Consider the following 12529-nt stretch of genomic DNA (forward strand, 5'->3'; position numbering starts at 1 on the left):
GGTGCAGGATTGACTGTCAAGCCAGACTTGGCGTAACCAAGGGTAAGAATCTCCATAAGAAAAGGAGTCAAACTTAGATGAACAGTAGAAAATATGTAGTCAGCATCTCCCGCCTTCTCGTTATCATCATGTTGTTCTCCATCTTCACGTATACTCCCGTCCCGGCTGCTGCGGCTGGAGAGGAACCGTCCGTTGAACTGAGCGACCTCATTGCGCAAGCCGAAGCTCTTAAAACTGGAAATACGGAGTTCCCGCTCCAGGTCAGCCAGTCTGTCTATGGTTCCGTCTACGGTTCTGATGTGAACCGGGCTTTGCCCTGGGTGCATGTAGACGAACTCCAAGCTCTTAATGATGCGCTTGAGCTTGCGCGTAATGCGAACACGCCGGCCGACGAAGCCATTGCAACGCTGAAAGAAGCCATAATGAATTTCACTGCAAATATCAAATCAGACGGCTCCGATCCCTATTTCCGGCTTGATCCGGGTCCGGGTAAGGTTCCTGTAAAAGTTACCGCGCCTACGAATGCCTGGAAGGCAAGAACTCCGCTGGATAACCGTGTCCCGGCCGACTTTGCCGGCGGGACATTCAAGACGATCGCATATCCTTTTGCAGATGCCCAAGGGAAAGCGGAAGTGCTCCAGATTAATTACGCCCATAACGGCAAAAGCACCTTCGGCGGCATCAGTCTGGAATCCCCGTTGTCCCCGGCCGTCAATGTCACAGCGGGTTCAACGATTGAATTCGATGTCTACTATCCGAAGAGCGCGCAAGGCAAATTCATGAGATGGAGAGTCAGAAATGCCAGCGATAACCTCGACAGCTACCTCAGGGAATACCAGTACAACAACTTGAATCCTGACTGGGTGGGCAGCTACAACGGCGAATCCTGGCTGAAGGCGCATCACAGTATTACCGCCTCAACGGGCAATTCCTCGAACTTCATTCTTGAGCTTCATGGGGAGAATGCCCGTCCTGAAGAAACCGGTATGCTGCTAGTCTCTAACATTGAGATTACCGCACCTGATCCGAAGGGTGTTGCGCTTCCGAGCGTAGTCAATAAGGAACACCAGAGTGCCGTAGCGCCTCTAAAGAGTCTGTACAATAAGGAGAATGGCCTGTTCATGGTCGGCGCGATCGGCACCGGACCTGTAAACGGAACGAGAGCCAATCACTATGAGATCTTCGTTGACGGCAACAATCTGAAGGCCGATGGCACGCATCCCCGTGGTCCGGAATGGCTGAAGAATGTGAACGGCGAGGCCATGAACGGCGCAACCACTGCCCCTGGCTTAGCGGAGTATAGCTTCCCTACCAACTCTTATCAGGCGATCAGAGATTCTGGAACTCCCGGGCAGTACAAGTCTCACGGCCATGTTCTGGCATGGTACAACCAGGCTCCGGGATGGATGACACAGATTATTCCTGCGAACCTGTCCTCCGGGTATACCGGGGGGGCCGATTTCTACGGACTTGGCAATGGTGTCACAACCACGGTTAAGGTAGACAAAGAGATGGCGAGAAGAGTGCAGTTCAACCATACGATGTATGTGATGCGGCATTTTCTGACCACAGATACGAAGTACGGCTCCAGCGAAGCCCGTGGTATCATTCCCTTCAATTCCTGGGATGTACTTAACGAAGAGGTACACGAGAGCCGCCACAGCGAGCTTATCCTTGAGGATCCGAACAGCTGGAGAACGAGCCTGAAGCATACCAACTGGCTTGTTGCCATGTCAGATGATGAGATTGGCGGCGATATCACCAGCCATTACATCTATCTGCTGTTCAAGAATGCGCACATCGCGGCTCCCAACGCCAAGATGGCGGCAGCTTACAAAGCCAACTACGCTAACCTTCCAGAGTACATGAAGCTGGATGGACACGATACTAAAGGCAGCATTGACAGTTACATCGTTGACAATCCTCCGAAGTTGACCTACAACGATTACGGGGTTGCCACCCGCAGTAAAGCTAGAACCGTATATAACATGGTTCTTGAATTAAATACCGCATGGCGCTCCGATCCGCTGTATGACGGAAGACCCCTGATCGAAGACATCGGAATCCAGGGACATGACGCGGTGGGTAAGACCCTTGCCAGCGACAACCAATATGCGATGGCCCTTTATGCCTCTCTCGTTGACCGGGGGCTGCTGTCGGGTATTACCTATTCTGAGCTTGACCTTAAGGTGCCGACCGATGCTCCAGGAGGAGGCGCAACTGCTCCAGCAGCGCTCAATGTGAGACAGTCGGACGCCCTTGGATATCAGTACGCGCTGCTGTACAAAATGTTTAACAAGTTCGCCCCGTATATCGATCACATCATCAGCTGGGGCGTAACCGGTTCCGGATGGCAGGGAAGCTATGTCCTGTTTGACGGTCAGAGTAATGCAAATGCCGGTTACTATGGTGCTATGAAGCCGGACCGGTTCATTCTGGGACATTCGTATCTGGATGATTACTTTGCAGGCGAATATCAGACTATTCAGAATAATAAAATCGACCTTGGCGACCTTGGAGTCTATACACCTAATAGTGTGAATGCAGACCTCAGCAGCCTGACACTAAGTGCGGGAACACTCGAGCCTGTATTCAACGCAGCAACCACAGAATACGAGGTGTCCCTGAAGGATGCCGGCAGCATTACTGTGACAGCAGCAGCGGCAGACAGCAGGTCAACCCTTAAAGTGAACGATAAGGTGGTTGCCAGCGGTACAGCTTCCGAAGCTATAGCGCTGACACCTGGCACCCAAACAGATATAAAGATTGAGGTCACAGGGGCAGACGGCAGGGTCAAGACGTATACCCTGAAAGTAACCAACAGCAAGACGGAGACTCCGTCCACTCCGGAACCAGGAACACCATCTGCAACACCTGAACCAGCAACACCAGCACCAGCAACGCCTGCACCTGGTGGAACCTATTCAACGTCTGCACCTGTTGCATCTGCGACACCTGCACCAGCAGCACCTGTTGTAGAAGGACAGAAAGTAACCATGCAGGCAACAGTGAACAATGGAACCGCAATGGTTAAGGTAGCAGATCTGGCAAAAGCAAAGGAACTCATCGAGAAAAATGTGACGCTGGACATCCCTGCCGTGCAAGGAGTGAAATCATACTCGGTAGGCTTGCCTGCTGCAGCACTGACCGGCGGAACCAAGGATAACAAACTGACCATTTCGACCGAATTCGGTCAGGTCGTAATTTCCGGTAATATGTTGACAGGCACACCTGAAAGCAGCGGCAAGGAAGTATCGCTGGAGATTGGAAAAGGTGACAAGTCGGGGCTTCCGGCGGAAGTAAAGGCGGCTCTAGGCGATAGACCGATCATTCAGCTTAGCCTTAAGACGGACGGAAAAGAAACGGCCTGGAGCAATCCTGGTGCACCTGTTACCGTATCCGTACCTTACCAGCCGTCTGCGGATGAATTGAAGAATCCTGAACGGATTGTTATCCGGTATATTGACGGAAATGGAAATGTTCTAACCGTACCGAGCGGACGTTATGATTCCAAGACCGGTATGGTAACCTTTACAACTACTCATCTCGGCGATTTCGCAGTAGCTTATGTATCCAAGACATTCACAGATCTCGGAAAGGCAGCATGGGCGAAGAACGCGGTCGAAGTCCTTGCATCCAAGGATATTCTCAAGACTGAGGGCGGTGAATTCCATCCGTCAACCGAGATCACCAGAGCAGATTTCCTGTACTCCCTCGTCAGGGCACTTGGCTTGACTGCGAAGGTAAATGGAAACTTCAGCGATGTACAGGAGAATGCTTACTACTATAATGAGATTGGAATGGCCAAAGCGCTTGGGATTACGAATGGCCTGGACAACGGCAGCTTCGGCAGCGCGCTTAAGATCACCAGACAAGACATGATGGTGTTGACCGAGAGAGCCCTGAAGCTCGAGAAGAAGCTGAATAGCCAGGGGACGGCTGCGGATCTGGAGAGATTCTCCGACAAGTCCAAAGTGGCCTCCTATGCGGTGAACAGCGTAGCCGCCATGGTGAAGGAAGGGCTCATCGAAGGCAGCGGCAACAAGGTCAATCCGGCTGGCAACACCACCAAAGCTGAAGCTGCGGTATTCCTTTACAGACTGTATAATAAGTAAGAGATTTGCATAAAAACAGGATATGCCCAATAGACCGCACTCCTTTTGCCAGGAGGACGGTCTATTGGCGTTTAGGGGACAGTAAGCTTTTCTTAATTAAAGCAAATGTCCGCCAGACACTTCAATGTCCTGGGCTGTAACCCACCCGAACTCATCCGACAGCAAGCTCACAATAACCTTTGCAATATCTTCGGGGTGGCCAATTCTGCCAAATACAGATTGCTCAGCCAGCGGCTTAATGAATTCGGGATGTTTATCAAATACTCCATCGCCGAAATTGCTGTGCGTAGGACCAGGCGACACGGCGTTGACCCGGATTTGGCGAGGTGCAAGCTCTTTGGCAATGTAGCGGGTCCAGGTTGAGAATGCTGCTTTTAACGAGCCATAGACGGAGTAGCCCGGAAAGGATTGATTTTTGGATGAACTCGTGGTATTGACAATAGCTCCGGCGTCCTCCATGAATCCGGCAAGCTGTTGTGTTAGAAAAACCGGTCCTTTGAAGTTCGTATTCAGAATCTTGTCGAAATATTCTTCACTCATCTCAGTGAACAGCATGGGTCCGCCGATGCCGCCATTATTCACCAAGTAATCAAAAGTTGTCCGGTTCCAAATGTCTTGGAGACTCTGTTTCACTTCTTGAATAAAGCCTGCAAAGGTTGATATCTGAGTCAGATCCAGCTTTAGTGCGACTGCCCGGACACCTGCATTTTTCTCGATTTCCTTTACGACATCTTCTGCCCGGTCCTTATAGGAATTGTATGTGAGAATGACGCTAATTCCGCGCTTGCCAAGCTCCAGTGCTGCCGCTTTTCCAATGCCATTACTTCCACCCGTTATTATCGCAATTGTCATAAGATCCTCCTTGGTTTGTGTTCGGCTTGGTTCTAATTGTAGCCGCAGCTGCGTCACCAAAATAGACCTGAAAATGCCTATTGATTGCCTAAAAGCACCATTCGTGTGATAAACTATGTGCATGAAAAATGTCCTTGAAGAAATAATGGATCTGATGAAGGATGCGGGCACCAGGCAGATTGAAACCGGAGTACCGGGGCTAAGTATGATTAAGGGGGCAATCCCTCATCATCAACTTGCAGCGCTTTACGAGCCGATGATTGGGTTCACGGTTCAAGGAAGAAAGATTCTATCGATCGGGGGGCGCAGCACGGAACTGGCAGGACCATCTTATTACGTACTACCAGTGCATGTTCCTGCAACGGCTGTTGTACATCCGGACCGCTATGGCCAGCCTTACATGTCCCTTGGTCTCAAGTTGAATCAGAATGTTCTTCAGAGTCTGCTAAGAGATCTCCAGGAGAATCTATTACCGGCTGCTTCCGGGCAATTCGCAGCTTGCGACATGGATATTGAATTGATGGAGGCCTGGCTGCGTTTATTGCGATTATCGAAAGCGCCAAGAGATATTCCGGCTCTTGCACCAGCTTATGAGCGCGAAATCCTGTATCGCGTACTGATGGGACCACAGGGAGGGTATCTGAGGCAATTTGGTCAGCGGGAAAGTGATTTATCCAGAATATCTCAGGTTGTAAAATGGTTTCGGAGTAATTTTATGAGGCCCATAGACATTGGTGAGCTGGCATCGAAATCGGGTATGGCTATAAATACTTTTCACCGTCAGTTTAAAAGGGCCACGGGGTTAAGTCCTATTCAATTTCAAAAGCAATTAAGGCTCCTGGAGGCCAGAAACCTCATTGCCTTCGAGGGCTATCCAGTAGCAAGTGCTGCATATCATGTTGGCTATCAAAGTCCCTCACAGTTCAACCGGGAGTATTCACGCTTCTTCGGTGCATCTCCAGCCCGTGACACGGAGAGCCTAAGACGAATTGAAAGTATGAGGGATTAGGAGGTCATGCCAAGGGCCGCGGGAAATGCACTGTGGCGTGAGCCAACTGCTGGAAGTACTTCGCCAGCGCAACTACGTCTTCGAACTGGTGCTCACAAATCTGTTAACCACTGTTAACATGCGTTAACACCTGTGGTATAGTATAAGCAGAACGGGCGTACAATGCTAAGAGAGCCGTGCGCTAACACGACTCTCTAGAGCAATAGCCGCTTTTAAGGGCGGTAGGCCTCAACAAAAGGATACGACAAATAGACCGCACACCTTTGGTGGGAGGGCGGTCTATTTGCGTTTATCGGACAGTAAAGCTACGATAAGCAAACCAAAGGTTAGCATCAGCATCATTGCTTCAAACACTGTCACAAGGCATCCCTCCCTTCTGAGAGAGGTAGCCGACCGACCCTTTAAGCCTATTCTATTGCTCAATCAGTATAGCATATCAAATGCCGTAGTATTACCTATGTTTGGAAAAATTTTGACGTAAATGCGTATTTAGTATGTGTAAAGAGCAGCCCCCAATACGGGAGCTGCTCTTATTTGCGTTTGTTCTTACAAACCGCCGTCGGAACACAACCTATAACTTCTCCAGCAGCTCAGTATAATAACCGTTACCGTTCCGCTTATCCAGCTTCTCCGCTGTGGCGAGAGCCAACTGCTGGAAGTACTTCGCAAGCGCAGCGACGTCTTCGGACTGACGCTCACACGGGTGGCCGGCCGGAAGCTTAACCTGGAAGCGGATGGATTCTTCCGCCAGACGGCGGAACATTTTGGCGGAATAGGCGTTGAAGATCATCTGATCGGCCGGGTTCTCATGATCGAGCGAGGAGGCGATATACTCTTCGAAGACCTCCAGCGCCTTGACTGGATCGGTCAGGGTCAGGTAACCAATATGCTCTCCCTGATGATACAAGAAGTCGCGGTTGCCTTTGACCAGCTTGTAGCCCTTCTTCTGAAGCTTATCCGCTTCCGCTTGGCGGCCCAGCCGCAGGAGAGGGAACAGCACCTTCGTAATGGTCACATGCGGGACCTCACCGCAGGTCATCCGGCCCTTGAGAATAGGCTCGGCTGCCTTAACGGTTGCTTCGTCGTCTCCCTGCTTCGCCAGGAACTCGACCAGGCCATGCTGCTCACAAGCCTCACAATCGCTCATCTCGTCCCGGTCCATGGTCTGGACAATCGCCCATTCGGCCTCTGAAGCTTCCAGCTCCCCGAAATCTTCGAGGATATTCGCCCGGTAATAGTGATAGGTCCGGCTGCTGTAGCCTTCCGCTGCGAAGCGGGTCTTCATATCTTCCAGCAGGTTCTCAATCTGAGTGCGGCTAATATCTGCAAAAGCGGTAATGCGGTCCAGCACCCACTTGTACGACCACATTAGGCTATAATCATCGAACCGGCCCGGGTTCTTGTCATACTGCCCCAGCTGCCAGGAAAAGGCGACTAGCGCCTTCATCGGATACCCGTGGAAGCTGCCCAGCTCTACGATTTCGCTGCGGGCCTCATAGCCCTGGTCGATATCTCCTGCGGCATCGGCCACCCGTACCGCCTGCTCCAGCAGCTCCAGCTTAGCCTTGCCGCCCGGCAGGTCATAGGCTTCCTCCATCAGATCGTCAAAATCCATCTCGGTAAGATTCATCTATTCGTCTCCTCCTGTGGCTTGATTAGCCGTCAATCCCCAATCAATGAATTGAATAATGCCCTGGTTCAGCAGCGCGATCTCCTGGCGGTTCATCGGATAATGTCCCATCATCAGCGCATTGCAGTACAGCATCTCGACAATGGAGGGCAGCATCTTCTGGTTCGCCTGGTGAAATGCCCGCCCGATGACAGGATTATTCAGGTTGAAGTAGAGTGTGGCGTATGCCGTCTCCTTAAGCGAAGCACCCAAGCTGCCCAGCACGGAGGCTAGGGCATCGGTGCTCACTTCTTTGGTTGCTTCCATTACACGCCACTGGGCGGACTCCTCAGACAGCGTGTAGAGGACAGGAATCTCCTCTGGCTTGAAGCGGCGCAGCTGCACCTGGCAGCGGAACTTCTGAAGTACACTGTCTGCGAGTCTTACGGACTCATAGTAGTCCAGCCGCTCTTGAGGGGTGATATCGGTGAAGGATAACGACACCTCCTCTGGCAGCAGCCGTTCCGTCTGCACATCCGGGTCAATGAGCGGCAGCCGGGCCAGCAGCTCGGCATCATAGATATACCCGCCGTTCACCACCAGCATGGATTGGGCCGAAGCCACGTGGGTAATCTGGCGGTATTCGTCAAGCGTCGCCGTGAAGTACAGGGGAGGCTGCTGCTTCAGCTCGCCAAGCGTCTTTCTGCCATACGTGCTCTCAAACGGCAACCACTCGTGAATGATAGAATAGAACGATGAATCTTCCACTGCGAGAGCCTTCATGGATAAGGCATGTAGTGAAATGATCGATTGCAGGCGATCCGGGTCGTACTCGGCCATCCGCATCAATTCCTGACGAATGGAGCTCCCGAGCTCTTCCCGCACCTGCTCCAGCTGGGCATTCTCGTAGAAATGCTCCCGCGAAGCGGTGGGCTGCAGCTCATTGGTCCAGATCAGGCATTTCACGAAGAACGCCCAGTCCGGCAGGATATTGCTGGCAGCTTCGGAGACCAGCATGTGCTTCAGGTATACCCGGTGATTGCGTTTGGCGTTCAGGTTCACCGCGTGCGGCAGAATGAAGGCGATGCCTCCCGTCCGGCCTGAGGCGGTGTGCAGGGGAATGAAATCGCGGAACGTCTCTCCCAGCACCTGCTTACCGAAGGACAGCACCTCGTCACGATGCTTACGGGCCAACTGCGGATCTTTGACCCACGGCGGGGTCAGCGGATTAATCAGGCGGGTGTTACGGTCCGACACCAGCTGGATCGGATAAGGCAGCAGAGCGCCGTAATGGAACAGCCCTTCCTGCAGATTGCTCTCCTCGAAGTAAGCTTCGGACCCTTCTTTACAACGCAAAAAAACCTTGGTGCCCGGAGCGTGCTCCCCTTCGAGCTTGCGGATCGTATAGGTGCCGTCCGGCTTCCCGCGCCATTCCAGTGCAGGGCCGCCCTTGGCGGATTGGGTAACCATAACGATATCGTCACTCACCATGAAGCAGGACAAGAGCCCGATGCCGAACCGCCCGATGAAAGAGGTATTGGTGGAGAGAAAGTCTTCGCCCCGTTTGGAGGATTGTCCGATCATGGCCAGGAACTCATGAATCTCTGCCTCGTTTAACCCGATTCCGTTATCTTCTACCAGTAAGGTCGCCCCGGTAGAGGTCCCGCTGACCTCGACATGAATCTTGCCTTCGTATCCAGCGGGGGAATAGGCCTGCCGTGCAGTAATCGCGTCTATGCCATTCTGGAGCAGTTCTCTTAAGAATACCTTCGGGCTGCTATACAAATGGTTAGACAAAATGTTGATCATACCGCTTAAGTTCACCTGAAAACGGTACGTATCCTGGTTTTGGTTCTCCATGTTTGTTCTCCTATTCTGTAATCAATTGATATGTAGACAGATGCAACCCTATGTATTACCCAGAAGCTGCATTATAAGAAACAGATATTCCCAATCCTCCTAATTTCCCTGCCTTGAAAATACAAAGAAACCCAAGGTCTTGATTCACCTGGGCTTCCCGCCAATCTATTCTTAGTCCGCCATCTTCACCGCACAGACCCGCAGCCGCCGGTAGTCGGCGATCCATTGGCCCTGCCGGTAATGCTCCGGACGCAGCTGATCTTCCACTTCGCGATAGATCGCAGTCTTGTCTTCTGCACTGACATCGTAGAAGAAGTCATCGGCCATCATGTCGAGCCAATCCCGGATTCCGCTCTCGCCCTGCAAGGGAGTCGGCCGTTCGAAATGCTGGGCCAGCGTGACGAGGAAGCCATGCGCCTCCAGCACGGCCGTATATTCTCCGATGGTGGGGAAGTACCATGGATTGCGTCCCTGCGGATCATAGCCATGCGCGGACAGTGCGGCCTCGGTCGCATTCACCAGCGCGGCAACGTTGCGGTAGCCGCCGAATTCGGCGACGAACCGTCCGCCGGTCCGCAGTGCGCTTGCTACCGTCACGGCAACTGCGTGTGCGTCCTTCATCCAGTGCAGTGCAGCGTTGGAGAACACCGCATCGAAGGTCCCGGAGGTTCGGTATGTGTAAGCATTCTGGGTGCTCAGATTCAGATGCGGGTACTTGGCACGGCCGCGTGCAATCATCTCGGGCGACAGATCAATGCCAACAGTCTCCGCTCCGGCGGATGCAATCTTAGCCGTCAGGTCGGCCGTCCCGCAGCCGATATCCAGCACGCGTTCACCGGGCTGAGGCTGGAGCAGAGAGAGGACATCGCCGCCCAGCTTGGAGACGAAATCCAGTTTGTGATCATACGTGTCTGCCTGCCATTGGTTATTGGAAGCCGGCTCATTCATGTACTTCCCCTCCTTATGAAATTCAGTATAGTACTGCATAGCTTATAAATGAAATATATAGTTGCTATACAGTTGATAAGCATTGCCTATAAGTGTGCTGCCGACAAAATAGACCGCTAGCCTCTGTAAGGAGGGCAGTCTATTCTCTCATATCATAATAGGGGAATTAATACACCAGCACGCCCGCATCAAGCACGGACTTGTTCGCCACGGAATTGCCAGCAAAGAATACCTGTTGCAGCTTGGGCAGCTTGCTCAGAAGCTCTATATTGGAAATCGCATTGTTCTCCAGATGAAGCTCCTTGATGGCCTGCCACTTGCTCATGAACGCTAGAGAAGCCAGGTTGTTGTCCTGCAGGGTGAAGGAACGCAGGGCAGTTAGGCCCGCGAAGTAAGGCATCACCTGGTCAACCTCACTAACGGAGTTGTTATTCATGGAGAAGTATGGCCGGTCCAAGGTCAGATGCTCAAGCACACTATTCGTTGCTGCTGTCTGCTTGAAATTCAGGCGGCATTCCGAACACACCAGCGTGTTCACCTGCTTCAGACGGAATAAGGCATCGCTCTCCATATACAGCGACGAGTCGAAGATGCTTAGCTTCTGTAGGCGGGGCAATTTGTCGAGGGCGGCGAGACCAGCCATTTCATCAACCCCCCAGAGGGACAGCTCCCCAAGCTCAGGGAATTTCTTCAGCTCAGCCATATTAAGCTCCCCGCTTCCGCCCCGGAGTGTCAGATCCGTTACCGCAGGGGCCTTCAGCCCGGAGAGGAAGGAAGCTGGGATTTCCACCCGTTTGACGCCCGGCAAAGTAAGGCTGTCTGGTTGCTCGTAATAACCGTCCAAGGTGAATTCCCGCAGCGAGGACAAGCTATTCACGGCCTTTACCGAGCCAAGCTGGCTTAAGGAAGCCAGGCGGAGCGAGGTAATAGAGGTTTTGCCGGCCAGACGCTCCAGGCTGGAGAAATTTACATTTTCGAGATCAAGCGTCTGCAGTGCAGGCATGTTCTGCAGGAAGTCGATCGACTTCACATTGGATAAATAGGAAAGCTTAAGCTCCTGGAGCCCGGTTAAGGCGTATAACGGCTGCAGATCTGTGGTTTCACTGTGATAGATAGCCAGAGAAGACAGCCCGGTCATGGACGATAACCACCCCAGGTCATTGACGAAGGTAAGGGACAGGGACTTCAGCGGCAGCTTATTAAGCAGATGCAAATCCGTTATAGACTCATCCACATAGGTAATGGATAGTGAGCTTAGATTGGGAAATTCCAGCAGCAGGGCCACTTCCTGATTACTGCGCAGCTGAGTGGACAGCTCCGTAATTTTAGATTTATCGCCGAAGTAGCCGGAGAAGGCGCTGAAGGATTCGTTGAAGGCGCCGCCATAGCTTTTTAATCCGGGCATATGGGCAAGCGTTGTCTGGTCCGCCTGGTTGATCTCGTAGGTATTCGTCAGGTTCAGTGCCGTCAGTCCCTTGAAGGCTTCGAAATCCCGTTGATCAATCCGCTGGGCATTCAGCCGCTTGTCCTGGGTCACATAAGTAAGCTTCTCGGCCTGTGCATCGCTGAAGGGATCGGAAAAGCTGTAAGTGAACTGCCACTGGTCATTCTTCGAACGCTCCACAGTTAAATAACGCAGTGATGCCAATTCCTCCTCTGTCGGCATGGCAGAGCCTTTACCCAGGGTCTCCCGGAGGAAGGTGAGCAGGACCTCGCTCTCGGGCATATTCCGTACAGACAGATTAGCCTTGGTTGCCTGCTGCGGAGAGCTGAGGCTGTAATAGAAATAAGTACCGATGGCCCCGCCCAGCACCAGCAGCAGAATTAGCACCAGCCTAATGGGGATAGAGACGGAGACGGGTGGCTTCGGCGCGGCCTTGGGAGGGGGTGCCCCGTGATAATGATTAATGGTCTGATCCACATAGTAGACATTATTTTGCTTGAGCAGAAGCTCAGTCTGGCAATAAGGGCACTTGAGGATGGTGCCTTCCTTATATTCAATTCTTCCGCTGCAATTGGGACAATTCAAGGGAATAAAAGCCACGAATGCCTCCTCCTTATGATGTAATGATAGCTCATATTGGGCGGTCCTCTGACCTCAGGAATACCGCTTTTATTCCATTATACCTGCCAGAG

General features: G+C 52.3%; 7 protein-coding genes. 2 read left to right on the forward strand and 5 right to left on the reverse strand.

Annotated features, from left to right (window positions below; genetic code table 11):
• Positions 1-77 precede the first annotated feature (77 nt).
• Entirely contained in the window at positions 78-4115 is a 4038-nt protein-coding gene (locus tag MKY12_RS02005; protein ID WP_339253492.1) for an S-layer homology domain-containing protein, read from the forward strand.
• A gap of 96 nt (positions 4116-4211) precedes the next feature.
• Here the strand turns inward: MKY12_RS02005 and MKY12_RS02010 are convergent, their stop codons facing one another.
• On the reverse strand, positions 4212-4967 hold the full coding sequence (locus MKY12_RS02010; protein ID WP_209875447.1) for an SDR family oxidoreductase: 756 nt from the start codon (positions 4965-4967) through the stop codon (positions 4212-4214).
• A gap of 121 nt (positions 4968-5088) precedes the next feature.
• Between MKY12_RS02010 and MKY12_RS02015 the strand changes: the two genes are divergently transcribed.
• Positions 5089-5976, forward strand: coding sequence for an AraC family transcriptional regulator (locus MKY12_RS02015; RefSeq protein ID WP_339312701.1), 888 nt, complete (start codon positions 5089-5091; stop codon positions 5974-5976).
• A gap of 571 nt (positions 5977-6547) precedes the next feature.
• Here the strand turns inward: MKY12_RS02015 and MKY12_RS02020 are convergent.
• From MKY12_RS02020 to MKY12_RS02035, 4 genes are all read right to left on the reverse strand, one after another.
• The gene (locus MKY12_RS02020; protein ID WP_339253494.1) at positions 6548-7606 is read right to left on the reverse strand and encodes a hypothetical protein; all 1059 of its coding nucleotides are present in this window, start codon (positions 7604-7606) and stop codon (positions 6548-6550) included.
• Positions 7607-9445 (reverse strand): HSP90 family protein, encoded by a 1839-nt coding sequence (locus tag MKY12_RS02025; RefSeq protein ID WP_339253496.1) that lies wholly within the window; start codon positions 9443-9445, stop codon positions 7607-7609.
• A 171-nt stretch (positions 9446-9616) separates the two neighbouring features.
• On the reverse strand, positions 9617-10393 hold the full coding sequence (locus MKY12_RS02030; RefSeq protein WP_339253497.1) for a methyltransferase domain-containing protein: 777 nt from the start codon (positions 10391-10393) through the stop codon (positions 9617-9619).
• 166 nt (positions 10394-10559) lie between these two features.
• Positions 10560-12437: a leucine-rich repeat domain-containing protein gene (locus tag MKY12_RS02035; protein ID WP_339312702.1), complete on the reverse strand. Its 1878-nt coding sequence runs from the start codon at positions 12435-12437 to the stop codon at positions 10560-10562.
• Between the last annotated feature and the right edge of the window lie 92 nt (positions 12438-12529).

This window comes from Paenibacillus sp. FSL M7-0896, assembly GCF_037975415.1.
GTDB lineage: Bacteria > Bacillota > Bacilli > Paenibacillales > Paenibacillaceae > Paenibacillus_AQ > Paenibacillus_AQ silagei.